Raw genomic sequence first — 16,156 nt, forward strand, 5'->3', positions numbered from 1 at the left:
GATTACAACATCTCCAACCTCATCCACCTCAGGAAGCACAACCACAGAGGCAGCCGAAGTGTGTACACGGCCCATCTGCGCGGTTGCCGGAAGACGCTGCACACGATGTACCCCCGATTCAAATTTTAAAAGTCCATAGGCCCCTTCTCCCGTAACACTGCTTATTACCTCTTTATAACCACCAGCTGTTCCTTCAGTTACATCCAATACAGACATTTTAAGTCCCTTTCTATCACAAAAGCGCTGATACATACGCCAAAGGTCTCCTGCGAAAATTGCGGCCTCATCACCACCTGTACCCGCTCTGATTTCAAGAAGAACGTTTTTGTCATCGTTGGGATCTTTAGGAATAAGCAGCTCCTTTAACTCAGCGTCTAGTTGCTCAATTTTCGGCCCTAACTCATCTATTTCCATTTTTGCCAGTTCGCGAAGGTCGGCATCCTTTTCTTTTTCCAAAACCTCTTTGGCCTGCTGCAGGTGCTTTTGCGCGCCGGTTAATTGGTTATATTTATTAACAATCTTCTCAAGATCCTTATATTCTTTGCTTAGTTGTGAGAACTTTTTAACATCACTCATACTATCTGGTTGTACAAGCAATTGACCCACTTCCTCAAAACGAAGCTTAATTTCTTCCAGTTTTTCGATCATATTTATTAAACAGGCGACAAAGTTAATGTAAAAACAACATAGTTAAAGCACTTAAAAGTCCTTCAAAACTTTGATTTTGTATCTAACAGAGTGAATTTTGCATTATGAGATTTATTCTGGTTATAGTTCTATTTGCCCTTGTAGTAGCCTGCGATGGTAAACTTTCTGACGAACAAAGAAGGCGGATGCATGAACAAATGGAATTGCATAAAATCAAGAAGGTGAGTGAAGTCGAGATCACTGAAACTGCTTATGCTGAAGGAAGGAAGATTATAGCCTTACTTGAAAATACAAAAGGAGATTCATCTAAGATAGATTCTCTTGTCAGTGTTAGTAGAGGTAGTGTACGGTGGGTCGAGCCTGGAAAAGGCAATGTGCTTGCACTCGAACAACAACTCGTTGATGCTTATCTCGCCGATGAAACAGGATCATTACAAGACAATGTCCAAAAAGTAAGAAACGCCGGGGGCGAATCTGATTCTCTCCTATACACAAAACCAGTAGTTGTAAAAATGCCTGACGGTACAGAAAAACTTGAAGGTGTTTGGAATATCTGGCTCTCAAAAAAACAATTGATTCTCTCCATGGACAAATAGCCGTTGCTTAAATCAGGCTTATACTCTTAATGCTTAATCCTGTTTTTTCAATCAGAAGATAAAAGGGTTTAGGCGAATCGTTATGTAACGGAAGGAAAGTTTACAAACGGTATCCTCTCATTTATTACCAAACATTACTTTTAAGGTTATTAACCTATTGTTTTCCTATGAAGAGAATTTTTTACGTCATTCTACTATCCATCTCTACTTGTTGTATCCCGCTCTTTGCACAGCACAAAGAGAAAATTGATACCGCTGTTGTTTCTAAAATCAAACAGGAAGGGCTCAATCGGTCACAATTAATGGGCATGTTAAGTATGCTTACTGATGTGCATGGCCCTCGTCTTACTAATTCGCCGAACTATACAAAGGCTGCAGAATATGTAAAGTCGACATTAGAGGGAATGGGTTTACAAAATGTACACTTTGATACCTGGGACGAAACATTTGGGAAAGGCTGGGAGTTGAAGAAATTTACACTTCAGAGTTTATCTCCAGTTTATTTCCCTGTTATTGCTTATCCTAAAGCATGGTCTCCGGGAGTGAAAGGCACTATACAAGCAGATGCTGTTTACCTTGACATAAAGAATGAGGATGACATTAATAAATATAAAGGACAGCTTAAAGGCAAGATTGTGCTTTTCAGTCTGCCGACACCTGTAAAGCCTGGCTTTACACCGGATGCATCTCGTCTTAATGATTCTACATTACTTCAGATGGCTAATTCAGGAGCCAGTGAAGCCCTAACAGCAAGGAGGTTTCAGGCTGCAACTGAACCACAACGCCTTGCATGGTTGAAGTGGGACCTATGTCAGAAAGAAGGTGCAGTTGCTATTCTCGAAGCCAGTCCTGCAACAAGACTTGAAGACGGTACAATTACAGTAGCCGCTGCAACAGTGCCTTACCCGGCAGAGGTACCTAACGAAAAGCGACTTCGTGCTTACAGTGCCAATGCTCCTAAAATACTTCCCCAAGTTGTAGTGGCAGCAGAACACTACAATAGAATGGTGAGACAGCTGCAGCAGAATGTGCCTGTTAAACTGGAATTAACATTAGAGACTGCTTTCACAAATGCATCACCGGGATTTAATGTGATCGCTGAGATCCCTGGCACTGAGCTTAAAGATGAAGTTGTAATGATAGGTGCGCACCTTGACTCCTGGCATAGCGGAACCGGAACAACCGATAACGCAGCAGGATCAGTTGTGATGATGGAGGCAATGCGAATCATTAAAACATTAGGAAGCAATCCTAGAAGAACAATCCGCATTGCTTTATGGGGCGGTGAAGAACAAGGCTTAATCGGCTCACGAAATTATGTTAAAAGAGTTTTAGGAAATAGGTTGGATAAAACCTACCCATATGACTCTATCAGGCTTACTCCTGCAGCAGAGAAATTTTCTGTGTATTTTAATATGGATAATGGCTCAGGAAAATACAGAGGCATTTACCTTCAGGGGAATGAGGCCGTAGCTCCAATCTTTCGTGCATGGCTGAAGCCTTTCGAAAAAATGGGAGCAGCAACACTTACGCTAAGAAATACTTCAGGAACAGATCATCTTTCTTTTGATGCCATTGGGTTGCCTGCCTTTCAATTCATTCAGGATCCTTTAGAGTATGGAACAAGAACACACCATACCAGCATGGACTTATATGATAAGGCTGTTGAAGCAGACCTTAAACACAATGCAGTAGTTACCGCTACGTTTGCCTGGCTTGCAGCCAATAGAGACGAAAGAATACCACGTAAGTAATATCTATACAAAATGAAAGAAGCCTGGTGTAAAGACCAGGCTTCTTTATTTTGGAAACTAATTCATTTCTATACCTTGTTATATCGCCAGCAAGTGATTAAGTGATCATTAACCAGCCCACATGCCTGCATGTGAGAATATATCACTGTACTCCCTACGAACTTAAAGCCTCTTTTAATAAGATCTTTACTGAGTGCATCAGATTCCTTTGTAGTTGCCGGTACCTCGTTCAGGCTTTTCCATTTGTTAACAATAGGCTTGCCGTTAACAAAGCCCCATATATAAGCATCGAATGAGCCAAATTCCTTTTGGACTTCAAGAAAACGTTTCGCGTTGGAAACGGCAGCATTAACCTTTAAGCGGTTACGAACAATGCCTGGGTCTAACAGGATCTTCTCAATTCTTGCCTCAGTAAAACGTGCAACCTTTACCGGATCGAAGTCAGCAAAGGCCTTTCGATAGCCATCGCGCTTTTTTAAAATTGTTGACCAGCTTAATCCAGCCTGGGCCCCTTCTAATATCAGGAATTCAAAATGGATATTGTCATCATGTACGGCTACACCCCACTCCTCATCGTGATATTGAATATACTGTTCGAATTTAAGACACCAGGGACATCGTACTTTTTCATTATTAGCCATAAGTAGGTGCTGCTATAGTAATAACAAAATTAAACAAAGGAATACAACGGCCCCTATTGGCAGACGTGTACGCATACGGGCCGTTGTGGATATCCTTGTGGATTTGTGGATAACTTCGTGAAAAGCAGAATCAAAGTGCTTGCCCAATATCTTTTATCAGGTCGTTTGGCTCTTCAATACCTACTGATAGCCTTACCAGATTATCTGTTACTCCAATTGCAGCTCTTTCACTCGCACTCATTTTAACATGCGATGTTTTTGCCGGTGATGTAATGGTGGATTCGACACCCCCGAGACTGATGGCTCTTTTAATCAGCTTTAATCTACTCATAAATTTATTCGCATCATTCTTCACTTCAAATGATAGCATTCCACCAAAGCCTCCTGGCATTTGTGCTTTGGCAATTGAATGATCCGGATGATCGACAAGACCGGGTAGTAAACCCGTCCGATACGGTTATCGCTTTTCAGAAACTCTGCAATGGCAAGGGCATTGCCATTTTGCTGGCGAACGCGAAGTACAATGGTTTTCAAACTTCTTTCTACAAGCCAGCTGGTATTTGGATCCAGCGATCCACCAAAATGAATGGCACTTTCCCATACCTGTTTAGTTAAACTCGCAGAGGCTAATACAGCGCCACAACTTATATCACTATGTCCTCCGATATACTTGGTGCCGCTATGCGTAACAATATCAATACCTAAGTCGATTGGATTTTGATTTACCGGCGATGCAAAGGTATTGTCGATGATGGTTATAATGCCGTGGGCCCTTGCTATGTCGGCAACTGCTTTAATATCGGTTATCTTTAATGTGGGGTTAGAAGGCGTTTCGATGTAAATAACCTTTGTCTCAGCGCGTATAGCTTTCTTAAAATTCTCCGGATTGCTTCCATCAACCAGCGTGTACTCCATCCCGTAACGTGGCATCTCATTGACGATAGCATGAAAAGTCCCTCCGTATAAGTCGTTTTGGAAGATGGCGTGGTCGCCTTTTTTCATCATGGCGAAAATTGCCGTTAATATAGCGGCCATGCCGGAGCTGAAAATTATACCATCTTCAGCATTCTCAAGAGCAGCCAGTTTTTCAACAACAGCTTTCTGGTTGGGCGTATTGAAATAACGGGGATATAAAGTAGTAGCACCGTCTTCATAATCGTAAGCTGTTGAAGGGAAAACAGGAGTAACGGTACCTTTAAACCTTGGGTCTCCATGAGACCCTGCATGTACGCTAAGTGTTAACTTTGATGCTCTTTGGTTGTTGTTCATAGATGTTTCGGGAAAAATCAAATATAATGATTGGCGATTAATCTCACCTACATCAATAAGAAACGTCACTTTGGCAGACCTAGAGCATCAAAACACCCTATTAAAGGGCACACTCCATTTCACGCGTTCTGCCTTCAAAGTTTACATATCAAAAATTAAGAACTTAAAAAATTATATTTTGGCATTATAAATATTAAACCCCACATGTTATGGCAAATGAATTCAAGAAAAACGTTGGCAAGTCAATATCAAAAAAACAAGCCAAAGAATGGATCGCAAGATTTGCTAAGGAAAGGCAGAAAGACACCGGTTCTGTTTTCTATGGCAGAAATTGCATCGAGGAAATCTTAAAGGATCAGACAATATCAGGTATTACCTTTTTCTTCGCCCGAAAGACAAACAGTGAAGGCAGAGAGTACGATGATCTTATTTTAGTGGGTACTAAAGAAGATGGGAGCCTGGTTTGGAATGATGAGCCGATAGTTAAATCGTCATCGCCAAACCTTACAACAATGAATGAAGGTGGCGGTAGTGGTACTTATAATGACGGAAAAACCTGTCCCCCACATTGCCCTACGGGTCAAACTAATTAATTAACCATGCAGTACCTGGATATAATGGTAATTTCTTCTCATGCATTAACAATTACTTATTTTATTGCTGGGCTACTACATGCAAGAAATTTTTTTAGCCAGACACCGGAATATCGGTGGCTGGCAATCTCTTTGTTTTTTTCTGTTGCTACTGAAGTAGCAGGAGATATCCTACTCTATTTTGACGTTATTCCTAACTATGCGTCTATACCCTATCACCTCTTCTGCGTTGTTACCTTTTCAGGCTTCTTTTACCATGCTATCAACTGGGCTCCTTTAAAAAAACCAATAATTATTGTAAACGTAGTTTACATTCTATTCACGAGTGTGAACTACTTATTCATTCAAAAAATCCAGTCTGCTTCCTACCCTCAGACTATCAGGTCATTAGTAATCATTGTATTCAGTATTACATTCTTTTACAAAATGCTAAAAGAACTGCCTACTCATCAGCTTCAAAGAGACGCTTTGTTCTGGATCGTTTCAGGTGTTTTCTTTTCCTACTCCGGTAAGCTTGCTATTTACAGTGTTACGAATTACTTGATAACGGTTCAGGGAGATAATATGATTATTATTTGGACCTTTCATCACCTCCTTACGATCATAGGTAATACCTTTATCATCTACGGAGGTTTTTTAAGATTGAGGAAGTCGAACTCTTATTCTTCGTAGCACATGTATCCATCCTTGTAAAAAGTCCCTCATATTTCTCAATGGAATCCATATTTCCTGCATTATTGTCTATATTTTTATTATCGGAGTTATGGATCAACCACAGTCAGTTCAAATATATCTCATCATTGCTATTGGCATTGTGACTATGCTTGTGATGGCGGGAGCTATTATCATCTTCGTTGTTTTCTACCAGAAGAAGATGATTCAGGAGCAAATGAAACGTCAGGCCCTGGAGTTTGAGTATCAACAGAAAATGCTTGAGGCAGAGCTGCAATCACAAGAAAGTGAAAGGAGAAGACTCGCGGCTGATCTTCATGATAGCATTGGCGGCATGCTTTCTACCATCAGGGTAGGTATTACCACCATTGCCAAAAAGCTTCCGGAGCCGGGGCAGGTCGACCAAACCAAACAGATGCTGGATGATACCATCAGCTCTGTCAGAAGAATAAGTCGCGACCTGATGCCATCAACACTTGAAAAGTTTGGATTGCTCAATGCATTAACCGAACTATGTGAACGCTTTCAGGCTACTTCAGGAATTGTCATTCATTTCACTGAAGAAGGGTCTTATCAAACAATGGATAAGAACCGCGAGCTTATGGTTTTTCGGATTGTTCAGGAGCTGATTAATAATGCTATTAAGCATGCTCAAGCATCCGAAATAAACGTAACGCTTTCTTATCAAAACAATTTAGCGATTATCGTAGAAGATAATGGTATAGGTTTTGATGCGGAGGCGTTTATTAATGATAAGACCGGTGGCAAAGGCTTAGGTTTATTCAACATAGAGAATCGTGCACGGTTGTTAAGTGGCAGGGTTGAATACGACAAGGAAAGAAGAAAAGGAAGTAAAACTGTTCTAACGATACCTGTTGGTAATGAAACAATCGTTTAAAGTATACATTGCTGATGACCATACCTTATTTCGTAAGGCGATGGTTAACCTGTTAATGGCTTTCGATAGTATTGCCGAAGTTAAAGACGCGGAGAACGGTAAAGAGCTTCTTACGCTGATGAAGTATGATATCCCTGACGTAGCAATTGTAGATCTACAAATGCCTGTGATGGACGGTGCTGATACTTGTGAAGTCATCCTTCAGAAATACCCTGACGTAAAAATAATAATACTCACAATGCATGACAGTGAACGCTTTATCATACACATGATGGAGATGGGTGTACATGCATTTCTTTTAAAGAACACTGAGCCAGACGAACTCGAGAAAGCAATCCATGCGGTTGTTGAAAAAGATTTCTATCATAATGATTTGGTGGCTTCTGTTCTGCGAAAAAACGTTAAAGAGAAACGGGCACCATTAAGACCTGTTTTCTCCGTTGCTGAATTATCGGAGCGGGAAAAAGAGATTGTGAAACTGGTGTGTGAAGAATTGACGATTAAAGAAATCGGATCGAAGCTTTCGTTAAGTGAACATACTGTCAAAAATCACAGAGCCAACATTATGGAGAAAATTGGTGTAAGCAATGTGGTTGGTTTGGTGAGGTATGCATACGAGACGGGTCTTATTAAATAAGAAGCTCACTAGTACTTTTTACTCATTTTTCTAGTACTTTCTACCTAACCCTTCTTGGGGTATACGAGAGTAAAAGGTTCTTAAATTCCTAAAACTGGAAGAAAAGGTAATTAGCTGCTCGGGTATGCTGAGCCCGACAAATTGTTACTGAAAGTTTTGTAAATGTTTTACACGACATTCGTAGAGTATATTAAGGGAAAGGAAGTGCATATAAATTACAATAGAGTAGGTTTAACAGTTATGAAGATACTTGTGGTTCACAGGCAAAAACTGGTAATTGATCAAGTGAGATCAGTCCTGCATGGCAACTCTCCCGTTGTCATACACACCGACTCGGGTTTGGATGGGCTCCTAACCTCTAGAATCGAATCCTTTGACTTAATAATTTGTGGTACTGATTTGCCTGTGATCACGGGTTTCGAACTTGTTCGCTCTATAAGGACAAACTCCGTAAATAAGAACGTTCCGGTAATCTTTATTGCCGATACCGTAGATGCTAAAACTGAGCACCTTGGAAATGCGCTTGGTGTTGCTGGTATGTTATGTACAAAAGACCTAGATGAACGCCTTGCTGAAATTGTACAAGACAAAGTAAAACCTGAGCCTGATAAAAACTGGGACGACTTATGATTAAACCTTGTAAATAGTTAAACTGCTTTAATAAAAACCCCTCTACCCCTTTAAGATTAGTTTGGCTCTCTCTAAGAATGGCTGTCTCTTTACCCTCAAGAGCGGCCATTTCTTCTTTTAGTTCGCATTAATCTTTTAGTTCGCATTAAACAGAAAAGGTAAAAAAAGGTTACTCTAAGATCTCCCTTATAAATCCGTATTGTTATACTCGGTAATATGAAGATCAGCAAGTCTATTCTTCCTGCCCTTATGGATTGGGTTAAAGCACGTGGATGGTTTGGTGATATTACTGGGGAAGAAACTTTACCACAAATAGTTTCTCCGTAAGCTTCAACCAATACAATTACAGGTACCGTTTACTTTGTGATTCTCCCAAACTAATGCATAGTAGACGGCACTTCTACCTGGTCTAGCTCCAAATCCTTCGATATAATATTGCCTGCGTGATCTTGTACAATCAGTATAATTTTACTCAGCATCTCTTTCTTATCTTTAAACTTATATCGCCAATATCCAAAATCTTTGGTTATTTCGGCTTGTTCAACTACAGCACCATCTTTTCCTACAGCAATTACTTTCATAACCTTTATTGCAAAATCTCTTTTTGCTGCCCTTGCCTTTAATGTGACTTCAGCGTTATGCACTGAAATGGTGGATTCAATGATCTCGGGCTTTCGCAAGTAATCTGAAATGGCAGCGGTGTAGGCATTGGGAAGTTTTTGCTTCTTAGCTTTTTTCCAATAGTAAGCTTTCTTTTCGGCTATTAGCATCATTGCTTTTGCGTACTCAGTAGCCTTTTTGAACCTTAATCGGTTGTCATTCTGCAAAGCACTTTGCGTTTTAACGGCCTTTGATCGCCTTGCTACGATGGTTTTTCCTCTTAGCTGCTTAAACACAAATTTTGGCCCGAATTTTCCGCTTAAGCCTTCTGTAAGGTCATTTTCTTTGACGTATGCCATAGGTATTTTTCCTTAAAGTAAGGCTGGGTCAGTGACAAATAGTGTCAAAACCAGATTATGCTACCGAAATAATTCATTTCTACACTCGTGTTACACTCATTCTGCACTCGTTTATTTCCGCGAATAAAAGGGGAAGGGCGCCAAAAGTTTGGAGAAATTGGGGAAGGCTGAAAAGTCAGGTTAGATCTGCTTAGATCCAGATGTCTGGTGAGGCGAACCAATAGTTAAGGGAAAGAGGCTGTCTCAAAAGTTTTAAAGAAGTATCATCATCCGGAGCGAGGCGGGCAATCCTCCTAAGTTTTGGTACTTTGAAGATGTTTCACTGGATTCGCCAGGATGATAGACTTTCGAAACGGCCTCTTTCGGTGCTTAAAATCATTTTTGAGCGTATTGCTCATAAAAGGCAACAATAGTTTCGACACCCAGCATAAAATTCTTTACGCCATAATGTTCATTAGGAGAATGGATTGCGTCGCTATCTAATCCGAAGCCCATGAGCACGGTTTCAAGTCCGAGTTCTTTCTTGAATAAAGCAACGATTGGAATACTACCTCCATCGCGTGTTGGTATTGGTGTTTTACCCCACACCTTTTGGAAAGCCCTGCTTGCTGCCTGGTAGGCTGGCGATTCTGTTGATGTTACTGCGGGCTCGCCGCCGTGGTGTGCTATTACTTTTACCTTTACATAACTTGGCGCGATGGCTTTAAAATGTTTGGTAAAGAGTTCGGTTATTTCAGCACTAACCTGGTTAGGAACAAGACGCATAGAAATTTTTGCATGGGCTTTTGATGGCAATACTGTCTTTGCTCCTTCACCTGTATAACCTCCCCAAATTCCATTAACATCTAGTGTTGGTCTGATGCCTGTACGTTCAACTGTTGAGTAGCCCTTTTCTCCTTTTATTTCATCAATTCCTAAATCTTTTTTGTAGTCGTTCAGGTCGAAAGGAGCACGGTTTAACGCTTCACGTTCTTTGGCTGAGAGCTCTGCTACTTTGTCATAAAAACCTGGTATTGTAACCTTTCCATTTTCATCGTGCAAAGAAGCGATCATGTTACACAATACGTTGATAGGGTTTGCAACGGCACCACCATAAACACCGGAGTGAAGGTCTCTATTGGGGCCTGTTACTTCAACTTCCATATAGCTTAATCCTCTTAGGCCTGTAGTGATAGAAGGATGCTCGAGAGAGATTAAAGCAGTATCAGATATAAGAATAATGTCGGCCTTTAATCGTTCCTTGTTTTCTTTAACAAAGGTACCCAGATTATCAGACCCAACCTCCTCTTCACCTTCTACCATAAACTTGATGTTACATGGCAGGTTATTATGTTTCATCATTACCTCGAACGCCTTTACATGCATGTACACCTGTCCTTTATCATCGCAGGCGCCACGTGCATATATTTTTTCGTCATTGATAACGGGTTCAAAAGGAGGCGACGTCCAAAGATTTAATGGATCGGCGGGTTGGACATCGTAATGGCCGTAGACAAGAACTGTAGGAAGCGATGGATCAATAATTTTCTCTGCATAAACAATGGGATGTCCTTTTGTTTCGGATAGTTCTACACGATCTACTCCTGCTTCTGATAATTTATTCTTTAGAAATTCAGCTGCCTTTCTAACATCGCCTTTGTAACGACTATCCGCGCTAACAGACGGAATACGGAGCCAGTCAAATAATTCTGAAAGGAAACGGTCTTTATTGGATTGGATATAATCTTTTACCATAGTGGCTATGAGTTATTGCTCGCAAATTAAGCTTGCGCCCATAGACCTCAAATAAATTCACTGGATTCTTTAGGAGAATTGCAATGAGGAAGCGTTAGAAGCCGTCGTCCTCTTCCTTTTTCTCCTCCTCCTTTTTCTTCTCAACAACCTGAGGCCCTTCATTTAAGCTATATGGCACTTCAATACCATAATACTGTTTTCTATACCTGTTGATGAAAGCCAGCGTTTCATCTTCGCTGCCTGGAATAAATGCTACCTCACCAACTTTGGCTTTGCCTGCATTGGACTTTTTAGAGATAATATCATTAAAGGCGCCATTAGAAGAATGAACCATTAACCGGTTGTCTTCAAAGCCGAAGTAATACCACGCCTCTGGTGAAGCCTTTATGAAGACATGGAATACGGGAACACCTTCTTCGGTTTTTCTTATTTCCATAAAGCCTTCAAAGCCACCGTTAATGTCATTTCTTCCGATGTTAGATACCCCAAGGTTTCCTTCATTATAAAACGCTTTTGCCTTTGGATGCCACTTGAGGTTTACATCAGCAAATACAAGTTGTTTAGCAAGCTGAGGAAGGGTTCCTAATGAAACATAACCTTGCTGACTCTTCTGCTCATATTCCTTAACGGCACGTTCACCTATAATATCACCAATTTTGTAAAGCAACTCTGTCTGATCACCAAGTCCTTCAGAGGCGCCTTCATTCTTGATAACCTCCTGAAGATTTTTTGCCATGAGATCGAAAGCTGATGAAGGAATGTTGCTTTCTATCATCAGAAAAGAATTCATCCTGAATTCATTGGTAGCAAGGTTGCCCGTGCCGAGGGCAGTAGAAGTAACGCTGAATCCTTTGGCACCGGTGAAAAGGTTTACAGGACCTTCGAAGCGCACCTGCCGCTTTTCGTCATTGTAAGCAAATACTTTCCCTGCCAACTTTTTACCCTCAGCCTTCTCTTTGTCTTCAATGCGATACTCGTTGACCTCCTTATCATAGACTAAGGAACCGGCAGGTGTAAAGAAGTCTTCATCTCCCTCGCTTTTTCGATCGTTAAAGAAAGTAAGGTACATGTCGTTACCGGCTTCGTCAAAGTGTAAACCTGCTGATGCCTTTTTGCCATCTTCGGTAATCAAGTTATTGAAGTCTAGTCTAACCTCTGTTTCTTCACCGCTCTGCTTATATTCTAACCACGCATTATAGTTTTCGATATTTCTGATGTCTAGTTTAACGAAACCATCTAATTGTAATGCAGGACGGGTAGCATACATGATCATGTTTCCTTTGTAAAAGAGACCAGCTCCTAATACAAGATGCTCTTGTTCAGATACGGCACCCATTGCAACAGTCTGCATGGTAGCTTGCGAACTGCGTTTGGATTTTTTAACTCCTTCCGTTGGCTGAATTGGCTCAAGGTGGAAGTCCGTCATCTTAATAGCGAAGGTATCGTTGAGCAAATTAACGTACTGGTAAGTAGCATAACCGCTAAACTCCTTTCTTGAAACAATATCCACCACACCTTCAGTTAGCCTGTGATAAGCATTTAGTGTATCGAGCACGATGGTGGTATTTTTCAGCGTTCCAATCCTAGCATTCTCTAGAATTAGCACTTCATTATTCTCTGGCGTGATCTGAGCATCGGCAACAACAATATATGGTATACCACTAACCTTTAATTCCTGTGTCTTTAAATTGTACTCTGCTTTTTCGGCATTGAAGTGTAGTGAATCAAGCTCCTTACGTGTTGTATAGAAGTATGAGTTTTCAATATCAACTTTCGGATCTTTACTCATTACGATCTTCTGTTCATCCAAATCCCATCGTGCATTTGGTATTGATGTTTTGAACTGAGCGTATGGAAAATCAATGGCGGCAACCCCTTCTATTTCAGGGCTTATATCTGCATAATTTTCTTTTAGGTTAAATCTTAACCGGATGTCGTTACCTGTGAAGAGCGGCTTATTGGGATCTTCTGATCTTACTTTGAACCTAGCATGACGCGAACTGAAGTTGTCGCCGGCAAAGCGCATATCGCGGGAGATAAGTTCCGTTCCTCTTGTCTCGAGCTTACCCATACCTGCTACGCCATTTTTAGAAACAGTAACAGTACCCTGCATAAACGCTGTTGAATCATAAAAACTAAAAGGACCCTTTTGGTTTTTAAAACGCATCTTGTCTTCTTTGGGTACCCACTTCATGGAGTAGTCAGACAGTGAAGCCTGTGGGAAAAGAACAGAACCAAATTGCTTCTCTGCAATCCTGGCCCGTCGGCCTGAAGCAATTACAGAATCAGGATAGAACACCATTTCCTGAGAACTTACATTTGCTGCCAGGTATTCTATTTCGCCAAACCCGCGCAGACCTCTTGCATTCATGCTCACAATACCGTGCATCTTACCATCACCCTGATAGAGTTGATATCCACCTTGTGGGATGGAGTGATCAAACCCCAATGACTTATCTGGTTGCGTATGTAGTTTTTCCTTAAAGTTTGGAAACATTCCGCTGGATACAAATGTACCATCGAAGTTGATGGACGCAGGGTCGGCATCATTTAAACTGTCGAGCTTAAACGGAGGCACAACAAAAAACATGGAGCGGTCATAAACACCTCCGAGTACTTCGGGTCTGTCAAAATAAATTACACCTCCTGAAGAAGCGTCAAGCCTTGGATAGTTTGGTATTCTTACCTTTCCTGATTTATTATTTGCCTTACTTATATACAGCGTTCCTGACTTCTGCGCAAAATGATTTATCCCACCTATGGATGCGGCTACTGAGTCTGCTCCAACCATGGAGTTATCTATCTTCCTTCTAACCTCAATTCCTTTTGCATTTTTCTCAGTTACGTAGAAGTTAATTGAATCTATCTGCTTCAGGTCTATGTAAAAGCTGTCGTACTTAAGCATAAACCCTTTGCCGTTAATCTTAAAGTTACCGGCATCGATCATTCCATCAAACTTGATGTCTCTATCGCGAAGGATTGTGATAACACTGCTGTCTGGCTCTATTCTTACGTTCAGGGAATCACTCACATGAAACTCTTCAACACCCCTCACGGTCATGTATCCTTTCTTTAAATTTATAGTAGCATTGTCAGAGGTATCGATAACAGAGTGGATTTTTAAATTATCATAGTCGACTTCTCCTCTAAAAGACAAATAAATGTCTACCGCTTTAGGCTTTACCTTTACCAAATCGGTGAGTGGATCGTAACTGACCATACCTTTCTGATACAGAAACTCAATTGCTTTCTTAATTTGCAACAGATCCCTTCCTGTGTATGATGCAAGCTCGCCTGAATAAAACTCTCTTACCCTTTTCTTCAGCGCATAGTTTACGACAACCGCTAACGGATGAAAACCAAATCCCACACCCTGCAATACTTTATAATCTTCAGGATCGTAATAATCAACAGACTCAACAATTAGGGGAACTACATTTCTACCTCCATCCGTTCTTACGTTGATACTGTCAGCGTACAAGTCCCACTTCATTATGTCTGCAGAGAAATCTATATTAAAATAACTTGAAGAGAAGGGCGTATGTCGCATATCTCCTTTGTCCTTCTGAAGAATTAATCGCTGGGTGCTATCCTTTGCCCATGCATATTTTAATTGTGCTACGTTATGAACAATGGAATCGCGATCATGATAAAGGCTGATGTACGTTCTTGTTGAGGCAATTGAACTTTTATTAAAGATAAAGTTCGGTGATTGCGCTCTGAATTTTTTCTGTCCCTGATTGTAAACTTCTATTGTTGAAGGATCGTTGCTGAAGGACTGGCTCGATATTTTATTTCCTGTGAGTGAAAACCCGCCCCAGTATTTCAGGTTCTCGTCTCCTAAACCCTGAATCTCTAAGTTACTCTGATAGGACTTGAACCTGGGATAAGATGAAGCAACGGAATCTTTACGCGGTTGAGACTTAAACTCAAAAGAACCAGGCACAGCTCCGGGAGTTTTTCCTAAGTAGTTAAGGTTAACAAGATCGGCTTTTAGCTCACACTTTGTGCTACCAAAGTAATACGAGTGCATATCGCAGTATACAGAATCAGGATTAAGCAATGCGGCTGACCAGTCGAATCTACCGCCTTCTCCTACAAACAGATTCTGAGTAAGGGATAACGTGCCTTTTGTGTTCTTTAACTGTGTTGAATCGTAAGGAGTGACAAAAATAAGATTGGCGCGGGTAAACTTTAATACAGCTCCATCGATGTTTGGAGGTGGTGGGGGATTCATCCAGAGAGGGGCGACTTCCTGAAATGTTGTGTCGAAGGACTCATTAAAACTATCATCACTTGAAGTTGTTGTACCATCACTTTCCTGCGTTTGTGTTTGAAACTGTGTGGTATCGTTCCAACTTATAGGTGGTGGCGGAGCTATATAGTCAAACACATATTCATCATCAGTAACCAGAAGACGAAAGGGCTTTTCGTAATGCAGTGCATGGCGAAGGAAAAACGTACGAGTGACAGCAAAGAAATTTGCTGCTTGCGTAGACGTATTGTTCTCTATCACCTTTGCCGATACATCAAGAAAAGAAGAGAACTTGTTGTCGTCAACACGTTCAACATTAACAGCATTTATAATTGCACCGAGATAATTAATAACATGAGGCTTAATGGCGAATTTCTTTTTTCGAAGAAGGAGGTATTGTTTGCGGATTTCCTGTTGATGCTTTGGAGATAAACTTGCCCATACCATTGCGAAATCGGTACCCACCGCTTTTGCCTCAAGATTCCTGGTGCCTTCAAGAAGGTAGCTGACACTATCAGGAAATGTTTGTGGTGACGCTACTTGATTCTGAGCCAAAGCGTAACTCGTAGAGAAACCCAAAAGAATATATAGCAGGAAACGCTTCACAATTAAATCTTGAAATTCGCAAAATTTGAGCAAATAATCTAAAGCTAAATGCATGGGTAAAGGCTTAACGTAATTTCTTGCCTTTTATGACATATTTTATGATTTGAACCGATTAAAAAGATAAAGAATGAGAGAAATGAGTAAGCTAAGAAGGATACTGGTGGTTATGGGGAAATAGAATTTAACGTTCGGTCGCTCGATGGCTATATCGCCAGGGAGTTTTCCAATAAAAGGTATTTTATCAGCGTATTGAATAACAATACC

13 protein-coding genes and 1 pseudogene are annotated in these 16,156 nt (G+C 40.9%); 7 read left to right on the forward strand and 7 right to left on the reverse strand.

Translation table 11 applies throughout. The annotated features are described in order from the left end of the window. Positions 1 to 648, reverse strand: a 648-nt coding sequence (locus KK060_RS22900; RefSeq protein WP_254157263.1) for a PCRF domain-containing protein, incomplete at its 3' end; no start/stop codon positions are given. Positions 649 to 752: 104 nt separating this feature from the next. Between KK060_RS22900 and KK060_RS22905 the strand changes: the two genes are divergently transcribed. Beyond that, positions 753 to 1,244: a hypothetical protein gene (locus KK060_RS22905; protein WP_254157265.1), complete on the forward strand. Its 492-nt coding sequence runs from the start codon at positions 753 to 755 to the stop codon at positions 1,242 to 1,244. A gap of 167 nt (positions 1,245 to 1,411) precedes the next feature. Further along, positions 1,412 to 2,998, forward strand: a complete 1,587-nt coding sequence (locus KK060_RS22910) for a M20/M25/M40 family metallo-hydrolase (protein WP_254157267.1) — start codon at positions 1,412 to 1,414, stop codon at positions 2,996 to 2,998. Between the two features lie 68 nt (positions 2,999 to 3,066). Here the strand turns inward: KK060_RS22910 and KK060_RS22915 are convergent, their stop codons facing one another. Together KK060_RS22915 and KK060_RS22925 are read right to left on the reverse strand one after the other, a co-directional pair. Next, positions 3,067 to 3,639, reverse strand: a complete 573-nt coding sequence (locus KK060_RS22915; protein ID WP_254157269.1) for a DNA-3-methyladenine glycosylase I — start codon at positions 3,637 to 3,639, stop codon at positions 3,067 to 3,069. Between the two features lie 130 nt (positions 3,640 to 3,769). After that, positions 3,770 to 4,908 (reverse strand): annotated as a pseudogene (locus tag KK060_RS22925) (trans-sulfuration enzyme family protein). Positions 4,909 to 5,117: 209 nt separating this feature from the next. Here KK060_RS22925 and KK060_RS22930 point away from each other — a divergent pair. The 5 genes from KK060_RS22930 to KK060_RS22950 all read left to right on the forward strand — a co-directional run bounded on the left by KK060_RS22930 (position 5,118) and on the right by KK060_RS22950 (position 8,338). Further along, positions 5,118 to 5,501, forward strand: coding sequence for a hypothetical protein (locus KK060_RS22930; RefSeq protein WP_254157275.1), 384 nt, complete (start codon positions 5,118 to 5,120; stop codon positions 5,499 to 5,501). A 6-nt stretch (positions 5,502 to 5,507) separates the two neighbouring features. After that, positions 5,508 to 6,173: a hypothetical protein gene (locus tag KK060_RS22935; RefSeq protein ID WP_254157277.1), complete on the forward strand. Its 666-nt coding sequence runs from the start codon at positions 5,508 to 5,510 to the stop codon at positions 6,171 to 6,173. A 91-nt stretch (positions 6,174 to 6,264) separates the two neighbouring features. Further along, positions 6,265 to 7,071, forward strand: a complete 807-nt coding sequence (locus KK060_RS22940) for a sensor histidine kinase (protein WP_254157279.1) — start codon at positions 6,265 to 6,267, stop codon at positions 7,069 to 7,071. Next, positions 7,055 to 7,708, forward strand: coding sequence for a response regulator transcription factor (locus KK060_RS22945; RefSeq protein WP_254157281.1), 654 nt, complete (start codon positions 7,055 to 7,057; stop codon positions 7,706 to 7,708). Before KK060_RS22940 ends, KK060_RS22945 begins: the two co-directional genes overlap by 17 nt. A 240-nt stretch (positions 7,709 to 7,948) precedes the next feature. Continuing rightward, the gene (locus KK060_RS22950; RefSeq protein ID WP_254157283.1) at positions 7,949 to 8,338 is read left to right on the forward strand and encodes a response regulator; all 390 of its coding nucleotides are present in this window, start codon (positions 7,949 to 7,951) and stop codon (positions 8,336 to 8,338) included. Between the two features lie 377 nt (positions 8,339 to 8,715). Here KK060_RS22950 and KK060_RS22955 read toward each other — a convergent pair whose 3' ends face one another. The 4 genes from KK060_RS22955 to KK060_RS22970 form a co-directional block, all read right to left on the reverse strand. After that, positions 8,716 to 9,297: a hypothetical protein gene (locus KK060_RS22955; RefSeq protein ID WP_254157285.1), complete on the reverse strand. Its 582-nt coding sequence runs from the start codon at positions 9,295 to 9,297 to the stop codon at positions 8,716 to 8,718. A gap of 375 nt (positions 9,298 to 9,672) precedes the next feature. After that, positions 9,673 to 11,031, reverse strand: a complete 1,359-nt coding sequence (locus KK060_RS22960) for a dipeptidase (protein WP_254157287.1) — start codon at positions 11,029 to 11,031, stop codon at positions 9,673 to 9,675. Positions 11,032 to 11,125: 94 nt separating this feature from the next. After that, complete coding sequence (locus tag KK060_RS22965; protein ID WP_254157289.1) at positions 11,126 to 15,892, reverse strand: hypothetical protein; 4,767 nt, start codon at positions 15,890 to 15,892, stop codon at positions 11,126 to 11,128. A 96-nt stretch (positions 15,893 to 15,988) separates the two neighbouring features. Further along, complete coding sequence (locus KK060_RS22970) at positions 15,989 to 16,153, reverse strand: DUF2905 domain-containing protein (RefSeq protein WP_367397535.1); 165 nt, start codon at positions 16,151 to 16,153, stop codon at positions 15,989 to 15,991. Between the last annotated feature and the right edge of the window lie 3 nt (positions 16,154 to 16,156).

It is taken from the genome of Chryseosolibacter indicum (assembly GCF_018598585.1).
In the GTDB taxonomy this organism is placed as follows: domain Bacteria; phylum Bacteroidota; class Bacteroidia; order Cytophagales; family Cyclobacteriaceae; genus Chryseosolibacter; species Chryseosolibacter indicus.